This is a genomic window from Ruegeria sp. N11, from assembly GCF_056531525.1.
Genome location: NZ_JBQFLX010000029.1, coordinates 1 through 25218, shown reverse-complemented (window position 1 = coordinate 25218; position 25218 = coordinate 1). Strand labels below are relative to the sequence as shown.

Below are 25218 nucleotides of genomic sequence, written 5' to 3'. Positions count from 1 at the left end.
AATACGGCTAACTATGCACCACCTCTAGAGCAGACATTCGTGCACCGCGCAGCGTCCGGGAGAAGGGGATCGACGCAGTCATCCGACAGCTTTAGTCAAAAGACTGGTTTGCGGATGCGAACAGTCATTTGGACCTCTCGCGGGAAAGATAGAGGTGACCACCTTTGAAGTACAGTCCGATGGGTCTTCAAGCTTTACTCCGAGACTCTACTGTCGCCTGAACAGGTCGACGATACACTAAGAGTTTTATTCGGAAGATTATTTAGGGCCAATCAAATGCCCTCAGATCAGCGGTTGCCAGGGCGACGCACGGCCTTCCCGAGTATCCCGTGGGTACCTTGCAGGTTTTTCCCGAGTGATCCAAGAGGGTCACGGGGGATAGTGGGAAGGACCACGTATTCATATCCCGCTCAGATTTTTGCCCCTAAATGCAAATCATTTGGTTTAAGTGAATAGGTGTGCAACCCCGCACGAACCCTGAGCACCCCTTGGGGTTCACTTCAAACTCCCATGCGCCATATTATCGGCAGAGCCAAAGGAGAAAACACCGCCATGTCTTGGAACCCTGCGCTAGATCCCCATTGCCCCGCAGGTGACGCCGTGGATGCCATAGATACCATCATCATCCCACGTGCCCGCGATCTGGGAGGTTTCGAGGTACGCCGCGCCCTGCCCGCTCCAAAGCGCCAAATGGTTGGAAGCTTTATCTTTTTCGATCAAATGGGACCCGCGGAGTTCTTGCCGACAAAAGGCATGGACGTACGCCCTCACCCTCATATCGGCTTAGCTACAATAAGCTACCTATATCGTGGTCGTATGCACCACCGGGATAGCCTTGGGACGGACTCTTGGATCGAACCGGGCGCAGTCAACTGGATGGTCGCAGGACATGGCATCACGCACTCAGAAAGAACCGACGACGAAACCCAAGTAGACCCAATGCCGTTCTTCGGTATTCAGACTTGGGTTGCCCTCCCAAAGGATCATGAAGACCGTGATCCAATGTTCCAACATGCACCCGCAGATGCTCTGCCGTTCATGGAAGGCGAAGGCAAAGAAGTACGCCTGATACTTGGAAATGCATACGGAGAACGAGCGCCCGTTGAGACGGCCTCAGAGATGTTTTACGCCGATGCGATATTGCAACCGGGTGCCAGCATTCCACTACCGGATGATCACGAGGATCGCGGCGTGTACGTCGTCGAGGGTTCGGTTACGGTCGCCGGGGATACCTTCGAGGCAAGTCAGATGATGGTTTTCCGCCCTGGTGATCGCATTTCGATGAAAGCTGGTGAAAGAGGCGCACGAGTGATGTTGCTGGGCGGTGAGACTCTTGAGGGGGCCCGTCATATCTGGTGGAACTTCGTGGCTTCCTCCAAGGAGCGCATCGAAGAAGCAAAGGAGGCTTGGAGGGCCGAGGCGTGGGATAGCAACCAACGGTTCCACTTGCCGCCTGGTGATGACCAAGAGTTCATCACGTTGCCAAAAAGGTAGTTAATCCATCAAGCAAAAGAACTCTGATCTTTTCTATCGGAAGCTCAAAGGGAATTTGAAGGGCGTTGAGGTCTTTCAACCAAGAGCATCCTCTTGTGAGCACCCAAAATGATAGATCAAATACAAAACGCCGTCGGTACCAATTGAGACGCATTTCTTGCTTTAAGTTTTTATAGCAAGACAAATGTCATCTTATGGTCAGGACCCATTGATTTCCTCGGAACGGCGTGATTCACGGTTCGAAAACCGAGCTGACAATGTGTCTGATCTTTTCTGGCTGAAGGATGCGCAGATGGCGCGTGTTGAGCAGCATTATCTTCATCAATCGCAATGGGTTGCGGTGGCGCGACGCCCCCTCCGCCTACGGCCCGCACAAGACGCTATCCAACCGCTGGAAGCGATGGAGCGACAAGGGCGTCTTCGCCTGGATGATGGTGGGTCTTGCTGCTGATCACGGCGAAAAGACGACCGTGATGATTGACGCGACTTACCTCAAGGCGCACCGAACCGCGACCAGCATGGGCGTGAAAGAGGGGGGAGCTTGGACGCCTGATTGGTCGCACCAAAGGCGGCATCAACACCAAGCTGAACGCCATCTGCGACAGCCAAGGCCGACCGCTCAACCTGTTCGTCACCGCCGGTCAGGTCAGCTACTAGGCCACGGTGCGAACCTTCTGGAACGTTCAGATGCAAAAGCTGAATTCAAACAATCCTGGTGGCGCAATATCAAAGACAGGCCGCTATTGCAGATCTTTGAACCTACATCTGGGTGAATCCTGAAAGTTCAGCTTTGGGCTCGAGACGGCCGTTCTCTGCAATTGGGATCAATGCCCGCTGCCAGAAAGACATAAGTGATGGTGGGTGAGCTTTGCAGGGGAACTGACCACCCAACCAGAGATCGCTTCACATAACACCGGTTCAGTGACATTAGCAGCTTGTTTTTCCTGAGCTTTCACCTAAAGGTTGCGCGCTTCGGTTTTTAACAGATACCCACGCGGCCTTCCAAGATGTCTGCCCTATGCCCACAGGGAGGTTTTAAGTTAAGTTGACCCAAGCCGCATTCCTTGAAGAGCTTTGTACGCACGCCGCCACAAACTTAACACCATTAAGTCCGTCATGAACCGTTGGATAAACAACCGACGCGTCAGGTGAAATCCCGGTACGGAAAGCTTGGATCGCCTCAGCAGCTTCTCCATAGATATTCGCGAACCCCTCAAGATATCCCTCGGGATGTCCCGGAGGAACTCTACTCAATCGATTAGCTGCGTCACCAGCTCCAGCTCCATTTCGAGTGATCAAACGCTTGGGTTCGTTGTATGGCGTGAACCAAAGATAATTGGGATCTTCCTGAGACCACTCCAGCCCACCTTTTTCGCCATAGACGCGCAAACGAAGTGCGTTTTCGTTGCCGGGAGCCACCTGAGAAGACCACAGCATACCCCGCGCTCCGCCTTCGAAGCGAAGCAAAACGTGCGCGTTGTCATCGACTTTGCGCCCTGGCACAAAGGCCTGCAAGTCTGCCGCCAAGCTTTCCGCCTTCAGCTCGGTTACAAAGCAAGCGAGGTTGTAAGCATGAGTTCCGATGTCACCGGTTGATCCACCCGCGCCCGAGCGTTCGGGATCGGTTCGCCACTCAGCCTGTTTGAAATCCTGCTGCTCAGTCAGCCAGTCCTGGGGGTATTCAACCTGAACCACGCGGATCTTGCCGATATCTCCGTTAGCGACCATTTCACGCGCCTGCCGAACCATCGGATAGCCCGTGTAATTGTGGGTCAAAATGAATAGGGCATTCGCGCTTTCTGCTGCTTTGACCAGTTTTTTTGCATCGGCAAGAGTCGAGGTGAGTGGCTTGTCACAAATTACATGAATACCGCGCTTCAGGAACTCACGCGCGGCTGCATAGTGGACGTGATTTGGCGTGACGATTGAGACCGCCTCGATCCCGGATTTCAGTCGGGCTTCCCTTATCGCCATTTGTTTGAAGTCTTCATAGACCCGTTCGAGCCCCAACGCCTGACCACTTTCAAGAGATTTCTCTGGCGTCGAAGACAAAGCGCCGGCAACCAACTCAAACTTGTCGTCCAATCGCGCCGCTATTCGATGAACGCCGCCTATGAAGGCGTCGTTCCCGCCGCCAACCATGCCAAGTCGAATGCGGCCTGAGGTTTCTTCATTGCGTCCTGTGACCATTACTCGATCCCCAACATTTTTCGATTGGCCGCTTCGTCTGTGCCACCGTCAGCGAAATCATCAAAGGCTTTCTCTGTCACTCGGATAATGTGGTCGGATACAAACTGAGCGCCCTCTCGCGCGCCATCCTCGGGGTGTTTGAGACAGCATTCCCATTCGACGACGGCCCAGCCATCGAAGTCATTCGCCGCCATTTTGGAGAAAACAGCCCCAAAATCAACTTGACCATCACCAAGCGACCGGAACCGGCCCGCGCGATCGACCCAGCTTTGATATCCAGAATAAACACCCTGTCGGCCAGTCGAGTTAAACTCGGCATCTTTGACATGGAACATCCGTATTCGGTCCTTGTAGATGTCGATATTATCCAGGTAGTCGAGGCATTGAAGAACGTAGTGCGACGGGTCGTATAACATGCAAGCTCGTGGGTGATTGCCCGTCCGCTCGAGAAACATCTCATACGTCACGCCGTCGTGGAGGTCCTCTCCGGGGTGAATTTCATAACAGACATCGACACCGCATTCATCCGCGTGTTCCAGGATCGGACCCCACCGGCGTGCGAGCTCGTCAAAAGCTGTTTCAATCAAGCCGGCAGGGCGCTGAGGCCAAGGGTACACGTAGGGCCAGGCCAAGGCGCCAGAGAAGGTCACATGTGCCGAGATACCCAAATTTTTTGAAGCCGATAGCGCTTTTTTGACTTGATCCACTGCCCATTCTTGTCGGGCTCTCGGGTTCCCTCGAACACTTTCGGCTGCAAAACCATCAAACGCACTGTCATAGGCCGGGTGGACGGCCACAAGCTGGCCCTGAAGATGCGTTGACAATTCAGTGACTTCGACACCGTTTTCCCTGGCTTTGCCTTTAAAGTCATCGCAATAACCGGTGCTGGACGCGGCCTGTTCGAGGTCGAACAACCGGCCATCCCAACTGGGAACCTGAACGCCTTTGTATCCGCAGTCAGCGGCCCATTTAGTGATCGCGTCCCACGAATTGAACGGTGCTTCGTCCCCCGCAAATTGTGCAAGAAACAACGCTGGACCTTTGATCGTCTTCATAAAATTTCCTCCCCAAACCTAAGCCTCTATGGCGGTAAATTTTCCTTCAGATAGATGTCGATACGGATTCGTTCCTGAGCTTTGTTGAATGGAACTTTGTCTGAAGTCGCACGCAGAAGGCGGACGGCTGAACGAACAATGTGCCCAGTGTCTTGCGAGATAAGGGCGTCAAATGTACCGAGCTTAAGCGCCTCACGACTGAGCGGAGTAAGCTCATGAGCAATGATCACCAGATCTTTGCTGAGCTTGTACTCTGACAGAAATTGAATCAGACCTGCGTTGCCCGCTGCTGAGGAATATATTCCGACCAGATCGGGGTAGGTTTCAAATATTTCGGGCATCAACTTGTAAATCAGATCCGGGTCATCTCGACCCTCGACAGAGGCTACGACTTCGAGGTGCGAAAATTCCTCAGCCACAACAAGATCAAAGCCTTGACGACGCTCGAGGTGGTCACGAGCCAAACGGGATCCTGTAAGAACCAAGACCTTACCATCGCGATGCACAAATCGTCCCATCAGCTGAGCGGCGGTTCGTCCTGCCGAAACGTTATCAATTCCCACAAAATGGTCTCGCTCAGAACTGGGCAAGTCAGACACTAATGCAACCACAGGAACGCCTTTGTCTCTGAGCCTTTTTACTGCATCGCGAACAGACGGCGTTTCGGGCCCAAAAACGGCAACTCCATCAATATCCGAACTGTCGACAGCATTCAAAATATTGACGATATCTTGCGGCTCGAACGGAGCTACCTTTTTTATCGCAATACGAGTCCGCTCGATAAATTGGTCACGGGATTGTTCTGCGATCTGACTGTTGATTGCCTCCACAAACTCGTTGTCCGTGTCCGGCAGAACAAAGAGGAAGTTGTAAACTCGGTTTCGCGCAAGGTTGGCCGCTGCGGTGTCGCGCACATACCCCAGCTCATCAATTGCCTTTTGTACTTTCTGCACGGTAACGGCCCGCACGCCGGGGCGCCTGTTCAAGACCCGGTCAACAGTCGCGAGACTGACACCGGCGACGCGCGCGAGGTCGTTGACGGTTGGCTTCTTTACCAATTCTAGTTTTTGTTTTTTGTCTTCCACCTGTTATTCAGCCCTCAACCTCCCGCGCTAAGCCTTCAAACAACAAAGCAACAGCTTCAGCGCCGGGATCGTTATGTCCAACTAGGTTTTCTTCGGGAACATAAGCCGCGCGGCCTGCCTTCGCACGACGAATATTTGCGGTGTTATTCGCGCCTTCGCGGGCAGCGTCGGCCGCATGCGTCAGACCAGTTGGCAGTGCGGCAAGTGCCGGTGCCAGGGCGTCAATCATTGTCCTGTCACCGACCTTGGCACCCCCGACCTGGCTGACGCGATTCAGACCTTCAACCAGAGACTTCGGTACCGAAGCCCCGCTCGCACAGGCATCTCCAGCTGCGTTAAAGAAGATTGCAAGTATCACGCCGGAAGAACCACCCATTGTCTGGCTTAACTCATTGCCCAACGCCGGGAAAAGTTGTGTCAGATCAGCAAGCGGCATGCGGTCAAGGCTACCTTGCAATGCTCTCGCGGCAGTGGCCAGTGTGCTTCCTGTATCGCCATCTCCGGATTTCGCGTCCAACTCGTTCAGGTTATTCTCTGCGTTGATTAGCAGTTCAGACAACCGGGTGATCGTTTCCCTTGTGCCGGGATTGTTCGAAGGAATTGGATCGATAGGAGTCAGACCATCAGGCAAAGGCGCTACTTTTATCGGGTCGATGGAATTGACGCCGGGCCAAGCCGCCAGATCAACAGGAGCTTTAAGTGCTGATAAATCTTCCTGACCTACAGGCAGAATAGAAACAGAAAACCCATGCATATCCAGCGAGGTCATCATTGGTGCTGGGCCAATGATATGGTGGGCAATACCAGTCTCGGACAAGGCGTGCGTGAGGACAGCCATTTCTAGCGGAGTCGTAGAACCGAGGTTGTTGACCAACGCCGCACAATCCCCAGACCCAACCCTTTGCTTCAGCTTCTCCACCACTGTAGACATGGCTGATACAGCATTTGAGAATTCGACTTGCTGTACTCCGGGCTCGCCATGGATGCCCAAGCCGAGTTCTGCTTTGCCCGGGGCAATCCTGTCTTCTTTTGGAGATCCCGGAACGGTACAGGTGTCCAGGCTCATTCCGATGCTTACGACCTTCGCTATAGTGCTTCTTGCTGCATTGGTAATGGTTTCTAGGTCAGCGCCACTTTCAGCAAGCGCTCCAGCGATTTTGTGTATGAACAACGTGCCTGCTACGCCACGTGGTTGCGGTAGGTCAGGTAGGGCGATGTCATCGTCAACAACGACCATCTCCACCTTACGACCCAGTACTCGGGCGCGTTCAGCCGCCAGCCCAAAGTTTAACCGATCACCGGTGTAATTCTTAACGATAAGCAAGCACCCAGCCTCACCCGTAACCGCAAGAATGCCTGCCAGAACCGCCTCGACTGACGGAGACGCAAACACTTCCCCACATACCGCAGCTGTCAGCATACCAGCGCCAACAAAACCTGCATGGGCGGGTTCGTGACCAGACCCTCCGCCAGAAACCAAGGCGACTTTCGACTTGTCCCAGTCCGATCTGTAAACAACCTTGATGTGCGGGTAGCCGTCCAACCGAGTAAGTCGTCCCCCGGAGGAGGCCAAAAGGCCGTCTATGGCCTCTGTCACCAAGGTTTCTTTAGTATTGAGGAACTGGGCCATGCTTTTGCTCCTTAATTCACTCGCGCGCCGGACGCGTCAAAATACAATGGGTTGTGTGGGCGGATTTTTATGATTTTTCCTGAGGGATAGTCCTGATGGACATCAATCAAAGTCACAACAGGGTGACCATTCAAGTCCAGGTGCAGCCGCGTTTGATCCCCCAGATGCTCAGCACGTATCACACGCGCTTCACGGCCTTCGCCTTCAATTATGTTTTCCGGGCGAAGACCAATCTGTGGGCCTTTGTGATCGTCTCCGAACAACTCGGACGGCAGGATGTTTATCCGTGGCAGGCCCAACCTGCTGGCTACGTAAACACTGCCCGGATTTTCATAGATGTCGCGAGGGGTACCGTACTGGACTAGCCTACCGTTTTCCAAAACGCCGATATGCGTCGCCATTGTCATGGCTTCGACCTGATCATGGGTCACGTAGAGTAAGGTTGATCCCAGATCTGCCTGAATTCTCTTCAGCTCTACCCGCAAATCCGCCCGAAGCTTGGCGTCCAAAGAGCTGAGGGGTTCATCCATCAGGAATATCTGGGGGTCGCGCACAAGCGCCCGTCCAATTGAAACGCGCTGCATTTCGCCGCCAGACAGTTCAGTGGCTTTGTTGTCCAGTTTGTGCGGGATCTGGAGGATCTCCGAGACTTCGTTAACCTTCCTGGCGATCTCATCCTCTGGTGTCTTCAGGATCGGCGAACGCAAAGGGAAAGACAGGTTTTCACGCACTGTCATATGCGGGTACAGCGAGTATTGCTGGAAGACCATGGCTATATCGCGCTGGGCTGGCGTTTCTATTCCAACATCTCGCCCGGCTATACGCACCGTTCCTGAATCCAGTTTCTCAAGTCCGGATATCAATCTCAGCGTCGTTGTTTTTCCCGCACCAGTTGGACCCAACAACACCACAAAGGCACCGTTGGGGATCGTCATTGAAATATCATCCACCGCTTTAAGATTGCCGAATGACTTCGAGATATTCTCCAAAACGACTTCAGCCATTGCTTAGTACCTCGTCGTTCAGAGCGGATCTCAAAGCGCGCCCGGTAGATTTTTCAAATAGGGTTACTGCGGGAGAGCGGAACTCCAATCCTACTGTTTCACCGGGACTGACGACTTCGCGTGCATCAATCCGGGCTTTCAGTTCTCCGTTCGGGCTTTGCAGCGTCACGATCTGAGTGGTTCCCAGATATTCCGCTGCCAGAACCTTGGCCCGGTAGGCGCTCGCATCCGACAGAAAAACATGTTCGGGACGGACACCAAAAACCAATTCACCTTCGGCCCCTTCCATCAGCTTGGGCACGGCTTCGTCATGGCCATTCAGTCGGACCATTTCCGAGCCGGGTTCGACCTTTCCCTGAAACGGCAGGAAGTTCATCGAAGGAGACCCAATAAAATCCGCCACGAACATCGTAGCCGGCTTGTCGTAGATTTCCTGAGGTGTGCCGAATTGCTCGATCACAGCGTTGTTCATCACTACGATCTTGTCCCCCATTTGCATGGCTTCCAACTGATCGTGTGTAACGTAAACGGTGGTTGCGCCCATGCGATCATGAAGCGCGCGCAGTTCTTCGGCCATGTGCTCACGAAATTCGGCATCCAGGGCACCAAGAGGTTCGTCCATCATGAACGCCTTGGGTTCGCGAACAATCGCGCGTCCAAGCGCTACACGCTGCCTGTCGCCGCCTGAAAGCCCACCTACTGGGCTATCCAGTATGTCGTTTATCCCTAAAATTCCGGCGACTTCCTCGACTTTGGCTTTTACGGCGGGGCGCGGCATACCCTGCGATATTAGCGGGTAGCTGATGTTCTTGCGCACGTTCATGTGAGGATACAGCGCGAACATCTGGAACACGAAGGCAATGTCTCGCTCCGACGGTGGCCGCTGGCTGATTTCTTCTCCGTCCAGATAGATTTCACCCGATGTTGGAAGTTCCAATCCCGCGATCATCCGTAGAGTCGTCGTCTTTCCGCAACCGGATGGCCCCAGCAGCATGAAAAACTCACCGTCTTCAATCGTGAACGAGCTTTCGCGGACAGCCGTGAAATTGCCGAACATCTTTTTTACGTTTTGGACTACGATCTGGGCCATTTCTACTCCGGGAAATGGCTGACGATGATAAACATGACGGTTCCGATCAACGTGACGATGAAAGAATAGGTGAAGGCCCACAGGACAAAGGGCTGCATCAGCATGAAGACACCCAGTGCGATAAGGATAGTTGCGACCATCTCCCATGGGCCGCGGCGGAGCCGCATCAATCCGGTTAGAAAATCGCTCATTTGCGCACGGCTCCGAATGTGATCCCACGCAGCAAATGTTTGCGCATCAGGATGGTGAAAATCATGACCGGGATTAGGAATATGGTGGCGCCAGCCGCCACGGCAGGCCAGTCCAGGCCACCGATACCGATAATGGTCGGGATGAAGGGCGGTGCAGTCTGAGCATTCGCAGATGTCAGCAGCACAGCAAACGCATACTCATTCCAGGCGAAGATCAGGCAAAAGATAGCTGTCGAAGCGATGCCCGTTGCGGCTTGTGGCAGCACGACTTTGTAGAAAGCCTGAAAGCGTGTGTAGCCATCTATTAGAGCCGCTTCTTCGTACTCTCTTGGGATTTCGTCGATGAACCCTTTTAGCAACCAGACCGCCAAGGAAATATTTACGCCCGTATACAACAGGATCATTCCCAGATGCGTATCGCTCAATCCAAGGTTTCTGAACATCAGGAAAATTGGGATGGCAACGGCGACCGGGGGCATCATCCTCGTACTGAGGATGAAGAACAGTAGATCGTCCTTAAGCGGGACTTTAAACCTGCTGAAGGCATAGGCGGCCAGCGTGCCAAGGAAGATACTCAAGAACGTCGAGCCGAACCCGATAATAACCGAATTCATAAAGCGCTCACCGAATTTGGATGGTCCGACAATCACCATGTCGTATTGGCGCACGATCTCATCGGCCCAGTTCTGTGGCGGGTTGGCTTCCAGAAACTCCTGCGTCTGGCGTGTGCGAGTGGTGAAGAGATTGACGTAGCCTTCAAGCGTTGGGTCAAAAACAACCTTGGGCGGGTAGCTGATCGCATCGGCTGGAGACTTGAAGCCAGTCAGCAAAATCCAAACCAGCGGGATCATCGTGATCAGCGCATAAGCGATGACCAGAAAACCTGCGATCCACTTGGACCGGTTCGAAGGTTCAGTGACGGAAAAACTACTCATCGCTGTTTTACCTTGTTCAGGGCTTTGACGTAGATCGACGCAAGGCCGAACACGGTGACGAATAGGATGATCGCATAGGCCGAGGCATAGCCCGTACGCCACTTTTCAAAAGCTTCCCGCTTGAGATTGATTGAAGTGAGTTCCGTAACCGAACCGGGGCCTCCACCGGTTAGCTGAACCACCAGGTCGAACATCTTGAAGTTCTCGATCCCTCTAAACAGCACGGCCAGCATCAGGAACGGCAACACCATCGGGATGGTGATCGTAAAGAACTGCCGCAGCTTGCTGGCTCGGTCGATCTCAGCTGCCTCGTAGATGTAGTCGGGAATGCTGCGCAGACCGGCCAGACAGATCAGCATCACGAAGGGGGTCCACATCCAAGTGTCGACAATAACGATTGCCCACGGGGCCAACGTGACCGATCCCAGCATTTCAAAGCTCGATGGGTCCTTGCCGGTAAACCAGGACACGATGTAGTTGAACAGGCCGATTTGAGGTTGATACAGGAACTTCCAGAAGTTCCCGACGACTGCAGGAGACAACATCATCGGCAGCACGATAATCGTGGTCCAAAGATCGTTGCCCTTGAATTTCTTGTTGATCAACCATGCCAGAGTAAACCCGATCAGGACCTGGAAAAAAATCGTCCAGAACAGGAAATGCGCCGTCGCCTGCATATTCAGCCATGTGTCCGAGTCTGTCAGGATACGCTCGTAATTCCTGAGCCCGACATCTTTGACTTCACGCCCGATCCGGTTGGCCTTGTAGTTGGTAAAGCTCAGTTGGATGGTCCAGATCAACGGAAAGATGTTGATCGCCAGCAATAGAAAAATCGTTGGGGAGATGAATATCCAGGCGATTGCGCGGTCGGATAACCCCCGGATTTTTCGCGCAACTCGCTGGGGCGTTGCCTGCGCAACGCGATCTACGGTCCTGTCAGACATCTCTTTGCCAGTTCTTTTTTGGTTTCGGACTCACGGGTGAAGGTGGAGCGGGTTTGCACCCGCTCCTGTCTGCGTCCGGACTACAGCTTGCCTTCGTCTTCGAAGACTTCCGTCCAATCTTCGATCAGTAGATCAAGCGCTTCTTGAGCTGTGCCTTGGTCGGCAACGACGTAGTCGTGGATGCGTTTCTGCATTGCCAACAGCAGTTCCGCATAGGCAGGCTCTTGCCAGAAATCCTGCACACCGCCCATTGCTTCCAGGAAATCACCGGCAAACGGTTGGCTGTCCACGAAACCGGGATCTTCCAGCACCGAGTTATGTGCAGAGTATCCGCCAAGTTCCCACCATTTGGCCTGAACTTCCGGTTGCGCAAACCACTTGATGTACTCAAGTGCGGCGTCCTGTTTGTCAGAGTAGCTGACAACAGAGATACCTTGTCCACCCAGTGTTGAACCCGCCTGATTTTGTGGTGGGTTCACGAAGAAGTCGATCTTGTCACCACCGGTATTGGGATCGGCATATAGACCAGGGAAGAACGCAAACCAGTTCATGGCCATAGCGACCTGACCGGACTTAAATGCATCCAAGCTCTCACCCATGTAGGAGTTAGTATATCCCGGAGGCGTCGCCGTTTTGTAGAATTCTTTATAGAACTCCAATGCCTCAACCGCTTCCGGTGAGTTTACGGCGCCTTCCATATCATATGAACCCGGGGTGTTTTCGTATTTGAAACCCCATGGATACAGCGCTCCGGTCACACCCATGGTGATCCCTTCCGAGCCGCGCTCGGTAAAGATAGCTGCGCCATAGACTGTCTTGCCGTCGATTTCACGACCTTGGAAGAACTGCGCGATCTGCAACAATTCTTTCTGAGACTGAGGCTCGCGTAGGTCCTGACCAGTCGCTTCTTTGTATGCAGCTTGAATTTCTGGGTCTTCGAACCAGTCCTTGCGATAGAACCAGCCATTCGCATCGCCCATCGCAGGCAGCGCGTAGTAGTTTGGTGTGCCTTTAGGCCAAGTCGAATAGGCGTAGACCGTGGCTGGCGCGAAATCGTCCATGCTGATACCTTCAGCATCGAAGAAATCGTTCAGCTGGACATAGTGACCGTTTTCGGCGCCACCGCCGATCCATTGACTGTCACCAATCAGCAGGTCGCAGAGCTTACCCCCAGAGTTCAGTTCATTCAGCATCCGGTCTGCAAAATTTGGCCAGGGAACAAATTCGAAGTTCATCGAGTGGCCGGATTCTGCTTCGAATTCTTTTGATAGCTCAACAAGCGCGTTGGCCGGGTCCCATGCAGCCCAACAGAGTGTCAGATCTTCAGCATTTGCCTTAGTAGAAAGAGTAGTAGCGGCAAGGACTATCGCGCTGGCCGAGGCCAGTTTTGTGTAAGTCATCCATTCCTCCCTTTTTTCGCCGTCAATCGAGGATGTGCGAATCGCGGCATATTTCCAAGGCTATTTGAGGTACGCACCTCAAGTCCAGATATATTTGAGGTTCGTACCTCAAGAAGCCGGAAGAGATCGCCAATTGTGTCTCTTAGTTATTGATTCTACGTGAAAATGCTCTTTAGCATTGGTGCGCATGTATTTTCAGCAGCGAGGTATTGAATGGTCATATCGACTTAAATGGGCGCTACCGTCATGCGGCCAACAGGTTTAGCGAACCCGCTTCTGAAGCGCTCAAAGATTATTTGGTCGATACCTTTGAGAATTCGAGATAGCGTCAAACAGCGCGGACAACTCGGGACCGTGCATAGTTCTTTTTGGTCGGGTGCAAACGTATGAACAATCTCTCCATCGTCCGATTGAACCGCTACCCTATAAAAGGCTTGAGTTCCGAGCCTATGCGAACTGTGACGCTGCGAACAGGAGAGGGCATTCCAGGCGATCGCCTGTTCGGATTTGCTCGCTACAACTCCGGTTTCGACATGCAGAACCCAACGCCACTGCCGAAAGATCGATTTGTCGTTTTGTTGAACGAGGCTGCACTGGCAGGCATTCAGACCGGTTTTGAAATTGAGTCCCAGGCACTTGAGATCAATGCGAACGGAAAGACACGACGCTTTGATATGCGAGAGTCTGAAGATCGGGAGAAGGCGGCAGAGTTCCTTTCTTCAGAGATCGATTTAAAAGATCCAGAGCTGCCAAAGTTTGTCTCTTCTGCTCCTCATAGGTTTACAGATGTATCTGTCGTATCACCGCAAATGATGAACGCGATATCCGTTTTGAATCTGGCCGCTGTGAAAAAGTTGGGCGAACAACTGAACGCAGAAATTCACCCGGCCCGCTTCCGAGCGAATATTGAGATAGACGGATTACCTTCGTTTGTTGAGCTGGATGCAGTTGGATCAGTTTTTAGATTTGGCGATGTCGAGTTAAAGATACTCTCGCGTACAAAAAGGTGTGCAGCCACTGAAGTGAACCCGCAAACGGCCAAGCGGGACTTGAAGATACCCTATCTTATTCGGAAGTTCATGGGTCATACGGACATGGGTGTCTATGTCGAGGTGGCTAAAGGCGGAACGCTGAGAGTCGGCCAAACTGGAGAAATGTTAGATTGAATACTATTTTGCAAGCACAGACAAAAGTGCACTTCGAACGTCTGCTCCGGGCTCGAAGCAGACCTTAACTTGAGTCAGTTGAAAGGGTGCCTTGCGGACAATGCGGCCGCTCAATGGTCACCGGCGCGACGACCGCTTTCTTTCGAATGCAATCTTGGCCTTCTTTCCAACATAGATTGTCCAAACGGAGACTTTCCATAAAATTGGACCGTGCCTCAGCGCCCCGCTACAGAGGCCTGATAAGTGTCAAGCTCAGTGATCAGCTCAGTACCTGTAGGCGCGCCGTTTCTGGCGCAAAATTCAGACCACACTGCTCCGTAGGGCAGGTCCTTCAGTTCCTCTGTCACAACAAACCGGCTTGTGAAATCCAGCGCGTCCTCCGCTGCTCGCAAACGATCCCAGGGCTTCAGAAGCGCCTGCAGAAGCGCCTTTTGCATGTTGCGTGTGCCAATCACCCAAGCGGCCGTGCGACTGATCGTGGCGTCGAAGAAATCAAGCCCGATATGGGTCTTGCACAACAGGTCGCCGCTGACCAGTTCAAGTGCCATCGCCAGGATGTCATCGTTCAGCATGATCACATGGTCGCTGTCCCAACGCATAGGGCGCGACACGTGCAGCAGAAGCTCATCCAGAGACAGGGCCACGGCGCTCAGTTTGTCGGCGATATTTTCGGTCGGGTGGAAGTGCCCCATGTCGAGGCACAGCAGTGTCTTGTTGCGGATCGCATAGCCCATGTAGAACTCATGGCTGCCCACCGTGCAGGCCTCGACACCGATGCCAAAAAGCTTGGATTCGACCGCATCCAGCATATCCGATTTCGCCTCGGCCAGCATGGTGTCGAGCGAGGCCTCAAGCCGGGCCCGTGCCGCCATACGGTCGATAGGAAGATCCTTGAACCCATCCGGAACCCAAATGTTGTTGATGCAGGGTGAACCAAGCGCGGCTCCCATCTGCGCCGCAATGTCCCGCGTGCGTTTCCCATGTTCGATCCAAAAGTCCCTGATGCCCTTGTCGGGGTGTGCCAACGTCAGGTTGTCGTCGGCCTTTTTATGGGCAAAGAAGGTCGGGTTGAAATCCAGCCCGATGCCGATGCCCTTGGCCCAGTCGACCCATGGCGCGAAATGGCGGTACTCGATCTCATCCCGGTCCGGGGTATCGTCTGTGTCCATGTACATCGCGTGAAGGTTCAACCGATGTGACCCGGGGATTTTTGCATAGGCAAACTCAAGATCCGCCCGCAGTTCGTCGGGATTGCGGGCTCGGCCCGGATGGTTTCCGGTTGCCTGAATGCCCCCGCCCGAGGTGCCGGTCTGGTTTTCGAACCCGACCACGTCATCGCCTTGCCAACAGTGAATGGAAATCGGGATGTCCTTCAGAGCCTTGATCGCAGCTTCAGTGTCGACGCCCCAGTCAGCGAATTCCGCTTTGGCGCTCTCATAACTCATGGACCGTCTCCCTATCGCGTGAAGGCCTGAACGTTACCTGCATCAACGTTCAAAATGTTGCCCGTAGATTTGGCCGACGTCTCGGCGGCGAAGAAATAACAAGCCTCGGCGATATCTTCCGGCAGGACTGAGCGTTTCAGCATGGATCGGTTGCGGTACATCTCTTCCAGCCCCTCCTTGTCCGTGCCGTAGGTCGAAGCCCGCTGATCGAGCCAATCGCCTTCCCAGATCTTGGAGCCCCGCAACACCGCATCCGGGTTCACAACGTTGACCCTGATCCCGGCCTCAGAACCTTCCAGCGCAAGGCAACGGGCCAAGTGGATTTCCGAGGCCTTCGCCGTGCAGTAAGCCGAGGCATTGGGCGAGGCGGCAAGCCCGTTTTTCGAGGCTACGAAAACGATAGATCCTCCCATGTCCTGCACCCGCATGATCTTGAAAGTTTCCCGGCTGACAAGGAAATACCCCGTGGACAAGATGTCCATGTTCTTGTTCCAAAGGTCGAGGGACGTTTCCTCAACCGGGGCAGAGGATGCGATCCCGGCGTTTGAGACAAGGATGTCGATGCCGCCAAATTCGACGGATATTTCAGCCAACGCCTGGGCCACGGCATTTTCATCCGTGACGTCCATCAGGACGGTGCACACGACGTCCTTGCCGAACTGCTGGGTCAAGACCCCTTCCGTCGCGGTGAGGCTGTCGGGATTGATGTCGGCCAGCATGACACAGGCGCCCTCGGACAGGTAACGTTCTGCCGTTGCCGACCCTATGCCGCCGGCGCCGCCGGTGACCAGCGCGACGCGACCAGCCAGCGATTTTGGTTTCGGCATGCGCTGCAACTTGGCTTCTTCCAACAGCCAGTATTCAATGTCAAAAGCTTCCTGCTCCGGCAGGCCGCAGTATTCGCTGACGGCACTTGCCCCGCGCATAACATTGATCGCGTTGATGTAGAATTCGCCGGAAATGCGGGCCGTGCCCTTGTCCTTGGCAAATGTGATCATGCCAACCCCGGGGATCAGGTAGACAACCGCATTGGGGTCCCTAAGCGCAGGCGAGTTATCGTGTTTGCAACGGTTGTAGTAGGCCGTGTAGTCCTCACGATAGGCCGCGACTTGCGCGGGCAGGCCTTCAAGCACTGCGTCGATGTTGTTCAGGGCCGGGTCGAAGCCGACGACCAAAGGTCGGATCTTTGTGCGCAGGAAATGGTCGGGGCAGGACGTGCCAAGGGCCGCCAGCGCCTCCATGTCTTTGGAATTCACGAACTCAAGCACCGAGGCGCTGTCGTTGAAATACCCGACCATGTGCTGGTTGCCACTGACAAAGCCACGGATCGCGGGCATCAGCCGGGCGGCAACGGTCCGCCTACCTTCCCGGGCGAGGCTCTCGTGGACCGCTCCGCCAAAGGCCGTAACAGCGGCGGTCTTTTCGGCCAACCACTTGGTCGCGACGTTGATCACGTCGATGGTGCAGTAATAGCAGTCTTTCGCCGTGTCAGCCCATGTGAACAATCCGTGACTTTCAAGGACAACACCATCAGCATCCGGGTTTTCCAGGCAAAACTTTTCAAGCCACAGGCCCAGTTCATAACCCGGCCGTTTCCACGGCAGCCAACCGATCCGGTCACCGAAAATTTCCTGGGTCAGCTCCTTCGAATTCTTGGACGCTGCGATCGCAATAATCGCGTCGGCGTGGACGTGATCGACATGTTTGCGCGGCACATAGGCGTGCAAGGGCGTGTCAATTGAAGCCGCGCGCGGGTTCAGTTTGAAGGTGCAGTGGGGCAGATAACCGACCATTTCATCTTCAAACTCGACCCCGCGATAAAGCCCCTTCAGCGCGTTCAGCTTGTCCATGTATAGCGTGGAGAAGCCGTCAAGTTTCATGGACCCGATGTCACCGCCGGAACCCTTGACCCATAGGACCTCGACCTCTTTGCCGGACAGTGGGTCGGCTTCCATGACCTTCGCAGAGGTATTGCCACCGCCATAGTTTGTGACGCGCTTATCCGATCCCAGCGTGTTGGAGCGATAGAGAAGCAGTTCCGATTCGGACATACAACCTGCCACAGCGTCATCCCAGCGGTTCTCAAGAAGCTGATTTTCGATGGATTTCAACGTTCTGCCCTCCTCACGATGCAGCGGTCGGTACTGCACCATCGCGTTTAGGCTTAGTAGTGTGCATCGTTATGTCAATCAAAAACAATCACAAACAGTCATTCTGCAATGCAGAATGATTGAAAGTGATCGAAAATGATTGACAGCTGCGACGAATCTGCGCAGCGTGGAGTGAAAGGGAGGTGGCTTTGCACGAAAAAGAACGCCACAGGATCATCATTTCTGCGGTGCAGGATCGCCCCGTCGTGACGGTTGGGGACCTGTGCACCTTGACCGGCGTGTCCGAAGCCACCATCCGGCGCGACATTTCAACACTTCACATGAAACAGAAGGTACGCCGTGTCAGAGGCGGCGCTGAGGCCATAACGCCACCGCAGTTCGCCGGGCTGGCGGGCCGTCCGTTCGTCGTCAACGAAACCATGAATATCGCAGCAAAGCAGGCGATTGCGCGCGCGGCGGTTGAGATGTGTAGCGAAGGTGACAGCATCATCATCAACGGGGGCACAACGACCTTTCAGATGGTGCATCCGCTGGCCAACCGCAGGATGCAGGTCTTTACCAATTCGTTCCCGATTGCCGAGCACCTGCTGAAGCATTCGAAGAACACGATCATGTTGTCAGGCGGCGCGATCTACCGGGAACAGAACATAATCCTGTCGCCCTTTGACAACGACGTGACCCGCAACTTCTATGCAATCCGCATGTTCATGGGGGCGCAGGGGCTGGGCCCCATCGGCCTGATGGAGGCCGATCCGCTTCTGATCCAGGCAGAACAGAAACTGATCGGACAGGCGGATGAGCTTGTCGTTCTGGTCGACAGTTCGAAATTCGCGCAGCGCTCCAGCCTCGTGCTTTGCCAGTTGGACCGGATCACGACCGTGATCACCGACGAAGGAATTCCTGACAAGGCGGCGGCCATGCTTGAGGCTGCCGATGTGAATCTGATCGTTGCCCAGTCGGGCAGCGTTCAAGAAAACGAGGTGGCCTCTTGACCGCCTCCGAAACCCGAGACCCAAACATGACTTTCTGGGAGGAACTATCATGAAGCGTCGTACTTTCACATCACTTGTCGCAGGGATGAGCCTTGCTGCCAGTATGTTTGGCACCACGGCGATGGCGCAGGACAACATGCGCATCGCTCTGGTCGTAAAAGCGCTTGGTATCGGCTTCTTTGAAGCGGCCGCCGAAGGCGCTGAAGAGGCTGCCGGAGAGCTTGGCAATGTCGAGATCATCTACACTGGCCCGACCGACACCACTGCGGAAGGTCAGATCGAGGTCATCAACTCCCTGATCGCGCAGGGTGTCGACGCCATCGCGATTTCGGCAAACGACCCCGATGCACTTGTGCCAGCGCTGAAACGCGCGATGGACCGCGGTATCACCGTGATTTCCTGGGACTCGGGTGTGGCTGAAGGCGGACGCCAGATGCACTTGGACCCATCCTCGACCCCGCTGATCGGCAACACGATCATCAAGCTTGCCGCGGATCACATGCCGGATGGTGGTGAAGTCGCGATCCTGTCGGCGTCGGCCACGGCAACCAACCAGAACGCTTGGATCGAGGCCGCGAAAGAGGTTCTTCCGAACTATGACGGCGTAGATCTGGTGGCCACCGTCTATGGCGACGACCTCAGCGACAAATCCTACCGAGAAGCACAGGGCCTCATGGCATCCTACCCTAACCTGAAGGCGATCATCGCGCCAACGACCGTCGGCATCCTGGCGTCCTGCCAGGCGGTGACCGACGCGGGCAAGATCGGTGAGATCAACGTGACCGGTCTGGGCCTCCCGTCCGAGATGGCAGGCTGTGTTGATAGCGGTGCAACCAAGAGCTTCGCGATCTGGAACCCGATTGACCTTGGCTACTCGGCCACCATGCTGGCGCATGCAATCGCCAACGGTGCTGAAACCGGCGCCGGTGCCGAAATCCCGATGGGCCGCATGGGCTCGGTGACGCTGGATGACACCGGCTCGGCAGCCATGGCTGATCCGTTCACCTACGACAGCTCGAACATCGAACAGTTCAAGTCGATCTTCTAATCTGAACGACGTGTCAGGGCGTGGGCGATGACCCGCGCCCCGACACCCTACTCTTCCCACATCCAGAAACACTGTCCATGCAGTTGGAATTGAGACCAGACGTGTCGAACGCCGCCCCTACACCGCTTCTGAGCCTGTCCGGCGTGACCAAGACATTTCCCGGCGTGCGGGCGCTGTCAGATGTTTCGCTGAACCTCTACTCGGGCAAGGTCACGGCATTGGTGGGCGAAAACGGTGCTGGCAAGTCCACCGTGGTGAAGGTTCTGACGGGCATTTATCAACCCGACGAGGGTAACATCCGGATCGATGGCGAGGCTCTCAGTTTCCCGACACCGCAATCCGCCGAAACCGCTGGCGTGACCGCCATCCATCAGGAAACCGTCCTTTTCGACGAACTGACGGTGGCGGAAAACATCTTTCTCGGCCATGCGCCAAAGGGGCGATTTGGCCTGATCGACAAACTCGCCATGGCGACCCGCGCGCGAGAGATTCTGGATGAAATCGGGGCCAAGATTGATCCGGGCGCTACGCTCAAGGACCTTGGAACCGCGAACAAGCACCTGGTTGCCATTTCCCGGGCGCTGTCCATCGACGCGCGCATTGTGATCATGGACGAACCGACCGCAGCCCTCAGCCAGAAGGAAATCGAAGAGCTTTACGAACTCGTCGAAAGCCTGAAGGCGCAAGGCAAGGCGATCCTCTTCATCAGCCACAAGTTTGACGAGATCTTCCGCATCGCCGATTTCTACACCGTCTATCGCGACGGCCAGATGGTCGGCGAAGGGGCGATTGTAGATGTCAGTGAGCCAGAACTGGTCAAGCTTATGGTGGGCCGCGACGTAAGCCAGATTTTCCCCGAACGCGACCACAACGTCGGCCACGATATCCTCGAAGTCGCAGGGTACGACCACCCGACCGAATTCGCGGACATCGGTTTCACGCTCAGGCGCGGCGAAATCCTCGGGTTCTACGGACTGGTCGGCGCAGGTCGGTCCGAATTCATGCAGGCCCTTTTCGGGATCACCCGCCCCTCGGGCGGAACCGTGAGGATCGACGGGGCACCGGTTTCGATTGCATCGCCCGCCGACGCGGTTGCGAGTGGCATCGTCTATGTCCCGGAGGACCGGGGCAAACAAGGCACAATCGGCGCGCTGCCGATTTTTCAGAACGTGACGCTACCGTCACTCGCTCGCACCTCGCGCAAGGGGTTCATCAAGCTGGCCGAGGAATTCAAGCTGGCACGGGAGTATACCGAACGTCTCGACCTGCGCGCCGCTTCGCTGGACACCGATGTCGGCAACCTGTCGGGCGGCAACCAGCAGAAGGTCGTGATCGCCAAATGGCTTGCCACCCAGCCCAAGGTCATCATCCTGGACGAACCCACCAAGGGCATCGACATCGGGTCCAAGGCCGCCGTGCATGAATTCATGGCGGAGCTTGCCGCGCAAGGGCTCGCCGTCATCATGGTCAGTTCCGAAATCCCCGAGATCGTGGGCATGTCGGATCGAGTGATCGTCATGCGTGAGGGGCGCATCGTGGCGGAACTGGCCCGCGATCAGATCACGCCCGAAACGCTTGTCAGCCACGCCGCAGGGATCAGGGAGGCCGCGCAATGAAACGTATCCTCGCCTCCCGCGAACTTTTGCTGCTGGTCGCCATCGCATTGGTGCTTGGCATCATCTCAAGCCGCTTCCCGGCGTTTATCACGCTGTCGAACCTGGCTGCCGTCTTCAACGACACCTCGCCGCTTATCCTTCTGGCCATCGGCCAGATGATCGTGATCTTGACAAAGTGCATCGACCTCTCGGTCGCCGCCAACCTCGCGCTGACCGGCATGGTCGTGTCCCTGATCAATATCTCGGCACCCGGTCTGCCGATTATCGTAACGCTGGTCGTGGCCACCGGGTTCGGGGCGTGCCTTGGAATGTTCAACGGTATCCTTGTGTGGAAACTGGACATCCCGCCTATCGTGGTGACGCTTGGCACCATGACCATCTTCCGGGGAACCATCTTCCTTCTGACCGAGGGCAAATGGGTCAACAGCCACGAGATGAGCGACACTTTCAAGGCATTCCCGCGCACCGAGCTTCTTGGTCTTCCGGTGCTAAGCTGGTTTGCCATCGCGGCGGTGATCCTTTTCACCATCGTCATGACCCGCACCACCCTGGGCCGCGCCTTCTACGCTGCCGGGGGCAACCCCCATGCGGCGACCTATGCCGGGATCAATGTGGGCCGGACCCAGTTCTGGGCCTTCACGATCTCTGGCGCGCTGGCCGGTCTGACCGGCTACCTCTGGGTCTCTCGCTTCGCGGTTGCTTATGTCGATGTTGCCGGGGGGTTTGAATTGACCGTCGTGGCGGCCTGCGTAATTGGCGGCGTGTCGATCATGGGTGGCATCGGTTCGGTCCCCGGCGCGCTGCTGGGCGCGCTGTTCCTCGGCATCATTGCCAATGCCCTGCCGGTCGTGAACATCTCTCCCTTCTGGCAGATGGCCATCTCGGGCGGCGCGATCATCGTCGCAGTTGTTCTGAATGCCCAGGCCAACCGGACGAAGGGCCGCATCATCCTCAAACGCGCGGAGCACGCGACATGACCACGACGACACGCGCGATCCCCGATCGCCTGCGCTCGCCGCTGGAGCGGAACCTGAAAAGCTGGGAAAGCCTACTGATGCTGGTCGCAATCGGCATCTTCATCGCCAACAGCTTCGCCTCACCCTATTTCCTGAATGCCTGGAACCTCTCCGACGCGACCTTCAACTTCACCGAAAAGGCGATGATTGCCTTTGCCATGGCTCTGCTTATCATCTCTGGCGAAATCGACCTCAGCGTTGCCGCGATCATCGCACTGGCTTCGACCGCCATGGGCGCCGCCGTGCAGGCGGGTGTCGGGACAGAGGGGCTGGTCCTGATCGGTCTGGCCGTCGGTCTGGCCTGTGGCGCGGTAAACGGTTTCCTCGTCACCGGCCTTGGTCTGCCATCCATCGTCGTCACCATCGGCACGATGAGCCTTTTCCGCGGGATCAGTTTCATCGTGTTGGGCGATCAGGTCTACAAGGGCTATCCAGCCGATTTCGCCTTCTTCGGGCAGGGCTATGTCTGGTGGGTGATTTCCTTCGAATTTGTCCTCTTCGCCATCATTGCGGTGATCTACGCGGTCATCCTGCACATGACCAATTTCGGCCGCGCGGTCTATGCCATCGGAAACAATGCCACCGGGGCGCTGTTTTCGGGCATTCGGGTGGGCCGGGTGAAGTTTACCCTGTTCCTGCTGACGGGCCTGATGTCCGGGGTCGCCGCCGTCTGCCTGACATCCCGCCTCGGCTCGACCCGACCCTCCATTGCCTTCGGGTGGGAACTTGAGATCGTTACCATGGTCGTCCTTGGCGGGGTCAACATCCTCGGCGGCTCCGGCTCCATCCTCGGCGTTGTGATCGCGGCCTTTGTCATGGGGCTTGTGACTTTCGGACTTGGCTTGCTGAACGTGCCCGGTATCGTGATGTCGATTATTATCGGGGCGTTGCTGATCTCGGTCATCGCGCTGCCCCGGCTCTGGTCGATGTGGAGGGGCTGACATGGAAAAATATGCCTTCAAGATGAAGCTCAACCCGGGCTGCAGGGATGAATACGAAAAGCGCCACGATGAGATCTGGCCAGAGCTTGCCACGCTGCTGAAAGACGCGGGCGTGTCTGACTATTCGATCCATTTGGACGAAGAAACGAACATTCTTTTTGGCGTCCTCTGGCGCACCGACGACCACAAAATGGATGCCTTGCCCCGCCACGAGATCATGCAGCGATGGTGGGCGCATATGGCGGACATCATGGAAACCAAGCCCGACAACGAACCCGTGGCGGTGCCGCTGACGCCCGTCTTCCACATGCCATGACCCCCCGGCACGTCGCCGTCATCGACATCGGCAAGACCAACGCCAAGCTTGCGCTGGTCGATGCGACTGACATGTCCGAAGTGGAGGTGCTGACCCGGCCTAACATGGTTCTCGCCGCTCCACCCTATCCGCACTTCGATGTTGAGGCTATCTGGCGCTTCCTTCTGGACGGGTTGGAGCAGTTTCAGAAGGCGCACGGCGTAGATGCCATTTCCATCACGACCCACGGGGCGTCTTGCGCCCTGATCGCGCCAGACGGCGCGCTTGCTGCCCCGATCCTCGACTATGAGCACACAGGTCCTGATGATCTGACCGCGGCTTACGACGCCATCCGCCCGCCCTTTGAGGAAACCGGATCGCCAAGGTTGCCGATAGGTCTGAACCTGGGTGCGCAGTTGCATTGGCAATTTGAGCAGGACCCCGCGCTTCGCGAACGCACCGCCGCCATTGTCACCTATCCGCAGTACTGGGGGCATCGCCTGACAGGAGTGCCGGCCAGCGACGTGTCGTCCCTTGGTTGTCACACGGATCTGTGGAATCCGTCCAAGGCGCACTATTCTTCGTTGGTCGATCGGTTGGGCATATCTGAAAAAATGGCGCCCGCGCGCAAATCTGCGGAGGTTCTCGGACCCGTGTTGCCGCAGGTCGCATCGCAAACCGGCCTGCGCTTTGACACGCCAGTGCACTGCGGCATCCACGATTCAAACGCATCGCTTTTGCCTCATGTACTGACCCGAACCGGGCCGTTTTCCGTCGTTTCGACCGGGACATGGGTCATTGCCATGACCATCGGCGGCGAAGAAGTAACTCTGGAACCTTCGCGTGACACGCTTCTTAACGTCAACGCATTGGGTGCCCCGGTACCATCCGCCCGTTTCATGGGGGGACGCGAGTTCGAGTTGGCAATGAACGGTCAAACCACCCAATGTGCAGAGCAATTCCTTGACCTGGTCGCGAATGACGGCCCCATGCTCTTGCCCGCAATGGTCCCGGACAGCGGACCGTTTCAGGGGCAAAAACACAGCTGGATGGGGTCAGAGCCCTTGCCCGGAACCCACGAACGCGCGGCGGCGGTGAGTTTTTACCTCGGATTGATGACCGCGGAATGCCTGTTGCTGACCGGACACAAGGGCCCCATTATCGTTGAAGGTCCATTTGCCAGGAACAAAGGCTTCGCCAGTATGCTCGCCGCGGCGACAAACTGCAGGGTCGACGCGACCGCCACTGCAACAGGGACGAGCCAGGGGGCCGCCCTCTTGGCAACAGGCGCACTCCCCGAGCGCGCGGCCTTCGACGTCGAAACCTATTATCACAAGACCGACGTAAGCTACCAACGTTACGCGAAAAGTTGGCACAGAGCCGCAAAAGCAGGCCTGGAACCACGCCCATAGGATACCCTAACGACCTGCACGGAACTCCGATTGCAGACATTGGGGACCAGCGTGAAACTGAACGGAATGGGCTCAAAGCCGTCATCCGACGGCATTAGCGATTAGACCGGTTTGTGGTTGCGAGCGGTCATTGGGGCCGCTCTCAGGATTGGTCCGAC

The 25218-nt window shown here is 55.7% G+C and carries 21 protein-coding genes and 1 pseudogene; 10 read left to right on the top strand and 12 right to left on the bottom strand.

What is annotated here, in order from left to right:
- Positions 1–552: 552 nt before the first annotated feature.
- Complete coding sequence (locus ACR0J8_RS22230) at positions 553–1494, top strand: pirin family protein (RefSeq protein ID WP_480892394.1); 942 nt, start codon at positions 553–555, stop codon at positions 1492–1494.
- 292 nt (positions 1495–1786) lie between these two features.
- A pseudogene (locus tag ACR0J8_RS22225) lies at positions 1787–2145 on the top strand (IS5 family transposase); the annotation flags it as partial.
- A 384-nt stretch (positions 2146–2529) separates the two neighbouring features.
- Here ACR0J8_RS22225 and ACR0J8_RS22220 read toward each other — a convergent pair.
- The 10 genes from ACR0J8_RS22220 to ACR0J8_RS22175 all read right to left on the bottom strand — a co-directional run bounded on the left by ACR0J8_RS22220 (position 2530) and on the right by ACR0J8_RS22175 (position 13018).
- The gene (locus ACR0J8_RS22220; RefSeq protein WP_170681408.1) at positions 2530–3684 is read right to left on the bottom strand and encodes a Gfo/Idh/MocA family protein; all 1155 of its coding nucleotides are present in this window, start codon (positions 3682–3684) and stop codon (positions 2530–2532) included.
- The gene (locus ACR0J8_RS22215) at positions 3684–4739 is read right to left on the bottom strand and encodes a sugar phosphate isomerase/epimerase family protein (RefSeq protein WP_480527098.1); all 1056 of its coding nucleotides are present in this window, start codon (positions 4737–4739) and stop codon (positions 3684–3686) included. The genes ACR0J8_RS22220 and ACR0J8_RS22215 overlap by 1 nt, the downstream gene beginning before the upstream one ends.
- Before the next feature lie 26 nt (positions 4740–4765).
- Positions 4766–5824, bottom strand: a complete 1059-nt coding sequence (locus ACR0J8_RS22210; protein WP_480892374.1) for a LacI family DNA-binding transcriptional regulator — start codon at positions 5822–5824, stop codon at positions 4766–4768.
- A gap of 7 nt (positions 5825–5831) precedes the next feature.
- Positions 5832–7454 (bottom strand): dihydroxyacetone kinase subunit DhaK, encoded by a 1623-nt coding sequence (locus ACR0J8_RS22205; protein WP_480527094.1) that lies wholly within the window; start codon positions 7452–7454, stop codon positions 5832–5834.
- Between the two features lie 11 nt (positions 7455–7465).
- A complete protein-coding gene (locus tag ACR0J8_RS22200; protein ID WP_480527092.1) occupies positions 7466–8458 on the bottom strand; it encodes an ABC transporter ATP-binding protein in 993 nt (330 codons plus the stop codon).
- The gene (locus tag ACR0J8_RS22195) at positions 8451–9548 is read right to left on the bottom strand and encodes an ABC transporter ATP-binding protein (protein WP_480527090.1); all 1098 of its coding nucleotides are present in this window, start codon (positions 9546–9548) and stop codon (positions 8451–8453) included. The genes ACR0J8_RS22200 and ACR0J8_RS22195 overlap by 8 nt, the downstream gene beginning before the upstream one ends.
- A gap of 2 nt (positions 9549–9550) precedes the next feature.
- Positions 9551–9739, bottom strand: coding sequence for a hypothetical protein (locus ACR0J8_RS22190; RefSeq protein WP_010442360.1), 189 nt, complete (start codon positions 9737–9739; stop codon positions 9551–9553).
- Positions 9736–10674: a carbohydrate ABC transporter permease gene (locus tag ACR0J8_RS22185; protein ID WP_170336529.1), complete on the bottom strand. Its 939-nt coding sequence runs from the start codon at positions 10672–10674 to the stop codon at positions 9736–9738. The genes ACR0J8_RS22190 and ACR0J8_RS22185 overlap by 4 nt, the downstream gene beginning before the upstream one ends.
- Positions 10671–11618 carry a carbohydrate ABC transporter permease gene (locus ACR0J8_RS22180; RefSeq protein ID WP_170336527.1) on the bottom strand — a complete coding sequence of 316 codons (948 nt, stop codon included), beginning with the start codon at positions 11616–11618 and terminating at the stop codon, positions 10671–10673. The genes ACR0J8_RS22185 and ACR0J8_RS22180 overlap by 4 nt, the downstream gene beginning before the upstream one ends.
- An 80-nt stretch (positions 11619–11698) precedes the next feature.
- On the bottom strand, positions 11699–13018 hold the full coding sequence (locus ACR0J8_RS22175) for an ABC transporter substrate-binding protein (protein WP_170336525.1): 1320 nt from the start codon (positions 13016–13018) through the stop codon (positions 11699–11701).
- A 386-nt stretch (positions 13019–13404) separates the two neighbouring features.
- On the opposite strand from ACR0J8_RS22175, the gene ACR0J8_RS22170 reads away from it, so the two are divergent.
- Positions 13405–14184: an MOSC domain-containing protein gene (locus ACR0J8_RS22170; protein WP_480892369.1), complete on the top strand. Its 780-nt coding sequence runs from the start codon at positions 13405–13407 to the stop codon at positions 14182–14184.
- A 215-nt stretch (positions 14185–14399) separates the two neighbouring features.
- On the opposite strand, the gene ACR0J8_RS22165 is transcribed toward ACR0J8_RS22170, so the two are convergent.
- Positions 14400–15629 (bottom strand): L-rhamnose isomerase, encoded by a 1230-nt coding sequence (locus ACR0J8_RS22165; RefSeq protein WP_480527083.1) that lies wholly within the window; start codon positions 15627–15629, stop codon positions 14400–14402.
- Positions 15630–15640: 11 nt separating this feature from the next.
- Positions 15641–17782, bottom strand: coding sequence for a bifunctional rhamnulose-1-phosphate aldolase/short-chain dehydrogenase (locus tag ACR0J8_RS22160; protein WP_480892366.1), 2142 nt, complete (start codon positions 17780–17782; stop codon positions 15641–15643).
- A 146-nt stretch (positions 17783–17928) separates the two neighbouring features.
- Between ACR0J8_RS22160 and ACR0J8_RS22155 the strand changes: the two genes are divergently transcribed.
- The 7 genes from ACR0J8_RS22155 (at position 17929) to ACR0J8_RS22125 (ending at position 25060) form a co-directional block, all read left to right on the top strand.
- Positions 17929–18732, top strand: coding sequence for a DeoR/GlpR family DNA-binding transcription regulator (locus ACR0J8_RS22155; protein ID WP_480892363.1), 804 nt, complete (start codon positions 17929–17931; stop codon positions 18730–18732).
- A 49-nt stretch (positions 18733–18781) separates the two neighbouring features.
- On the top strand, positions 18782–19780 hold the full coding sequence (rhaS, locus tag ACR0J8_RS22150) for a rhamnose ABC transporter substrate-binding protein (RefSeq protein WP_480527078.1): 999 nt from the start codon (positions 18782–18784) through the stop codon (positions 19778–19780).
- Between the two features lie 77 nt (positions 19781–19857).
- Positions 19858–21396 carry a sugar ABC transporter ATP-binding protein gene (locus tag ACR0J8_RS22145; RefSeq protein WP_480892360.1) on the top strand — a complete coding sequence of 513 codons (1539 nt, stop codon included), beginning with the start codon at positions 19858–19860 and terminating at the stop codon, positions 21394–21396.
- A complete protein-coding gene (locus ACR0J8_RS22140; protein ID WP_480527074.1) occupies positions 21393–22373 on the top strand; it encodes an ABC transporter permease in 981 nt (326 codons plus the stop codon). The genes ACR0J8_RS22145 and ACR0J8_RS22140 overlap by 4 nt, the downstream gene beginning before the upstream one ends.
- Positions 22370–23353 carry an ABC transporter permease gene (locus ACR0J8_RS22135; RefSeq protein WP_480527072.1) on the top strand — a complete coding sequence of 328 codons (984 nt, stop codon included), beginning with the start codon at positions 22370–22372 and terminating at the stop codon, positions 23351–23353. Before ACR0J8_RS22140 ends, ACR0J8_RS22135 begins: the two co-directional genes overlap by 4 nt.
- Before the next feature lies 1 nt (position 23354).
- Positions 23355–23669, top strand: coding sequence for an L-rhamnose mutarotase (gene rhaM, locus ACR0J8_RS22130; RefSeq protein ID WP_170682743.1), 315 nt, complete (start codon positions 23355–23357; stop codon positions 23667–23669).
- Positions 23666–25060 (top strand): FGGY-family carbohydrate kinase, encoded by a 1395-nt coding sequence (locus ACR0J8_RS22125; RefSeq protein WP_480527070.1) that lies wholly within the window; start codon positions 23666–23668, stop codon positions 25058–25060. Before rhaM ends, ACR0J8_RS22125 begins: the two co-directional genes overlap by 4 nt.
- The last annotated feature ends 158 nt before the right edge of the window (positions 25061–25218 follow it).

Excerpts from the sequence above, each read along its gene's own strand:
- rhaM (WP_170682743.1), top strand. The coding sequence starts at position 23,355 with ATGGAAAAATATGCCTTCAAGATGAAGCTCAACCCGGGCTGCAGGGAT.
- ACR0J8_RS22200 (WP_480527092.1), bottom strand. The coding sequence starts at position 8,458 with ATGGCTGAAGTCGTTTTGGAGAATATCTCGAAGTCATTCGGCAATCTT.
- ACR0J8_RS22165 (WP_480527083.1), bottom strand. The coding sequence starts at position 15,629 with ATGAGTTATGAGAGCGCCAAAGCGGAATTCGCTGACTGGGGCGTCGAC.
- ACR0J8_RS22220 (WP_170681408.1), bottom strand. The coding sequence starts at position 3,684 with ATGGTCACAGGACGCAATGAAGAAACCTCAGGCCGCATTCGACTTGGC.
- ACR0J8_RS22170 (WP_480892369.1), top strand. The coding sequence starts at position 13,405 with ATGAACAATCTCTCCATCGTCCGATTGAACCGCTACCCTATAAAAGGC.
- ACR0J8_RS22195 (WP_480527090.1), bottom strand. The coding sequence starts at position 9,548 with ATGGCCCAGATCGTAGTCCAAAACGTAAAAAAGATGTTCGGCAATTTC.
- ACR0J8_RS22145 (WP_480892360.1), top strand. The coding sequence starts at position 19,858 with ATGCAGTTGGAATTGAGACCAGACGTGTCGAACGCCGCCCCTACACCG.
- ACR0J8_RS22135 (WP_480527072.1), top strand. The coding sequence starts at position 22,370 with ATGACCACGACGACACGCGCGATCCCCGATCGCCTGCGCTCGCCGCTG.
- ACR0J8_RS22190 (WP_010442360.1), bottom strand. The coding sequence starts at position 9,739 with ATGAGCGATTTTCTAACCGGATTGATGCGGCTCCGCCGCGGCCCATGG.
- ACR0J8_RS22180 (WP_170336527.1), bottom strand. The coding sequence starts at position 11,618 with ATGTCTGACAGGACCGTAGATCGCGTTGCGCAGGCAACGCCCCAGCGA.
- ACR0J8_RS22125 (WP_480527070.1), top strand. The coding sequence starts at position 23,666 with ATGACCCCCCGGCACGTCGCCGTCATCGACATCGGCAAGACCAACGCC.
- ACR0J8_RS22230 (WP_480892394.1), top strand. The coding sequence starts at position 553 with ATGTCTTGGAACCCTGCGCTAGATCCCCATTGCCCCGCAGGTGACGCC.
- ACR0J8_RS22205 (WP_480527094.1), bottom strand. The coding sequence starts at position 7,454 with ATGGCCCAGTTCCTCAATACTAAAGAAACCTTGGTGACAGAGGCCATA.
- ACR0J8_RS22185 (WP_170336529.1), bottom strand. The coding sequence starts at position 10,674 with ATGAGTAGTTTTTCCGTCACTGAACCTTCGAACCGGTCCAAGTGGATC.
- ACR0J8_RS22160 (WP_480892366.1), bottom strand. The coding sequence starts at position 17,782 with ATGGTGCAGTACCGACCGCTGCATCGTGAGGAGGGCAGAACGTTGAAA.
- ACR0J8_RS22140 (WP_480527074.1), top strand. The coding sequence starts at position 21,393 with ATGAAACGTATCCTCGCCTCCCGCGAACTTTTGCTGCTGGTCGCCATC.
- ACR0J8_RS22215 (WP_480527098.1), bottom strand. The coding sequence starts at position 4,739 with ATGAAGACGATCAAAGGTCCAGCGTTGTTTCTTGCACAATTTGCGGGG.
- rhaS (WP_480527078.1), top strand. The coding sequence starts at position 18,782 with ATGAAGCGTCGTACTTTCACATCACTTGTCGCAGGGATGAGCCTTGCT.
- ACR0J8_RS22175 (WP_170336525.1), bottom strand. The coding sequence starts at position 13,018 with ATGACTTACACAAAACTGGCCTCGGCCAGCGCGATAGTCCTTGCCGCT.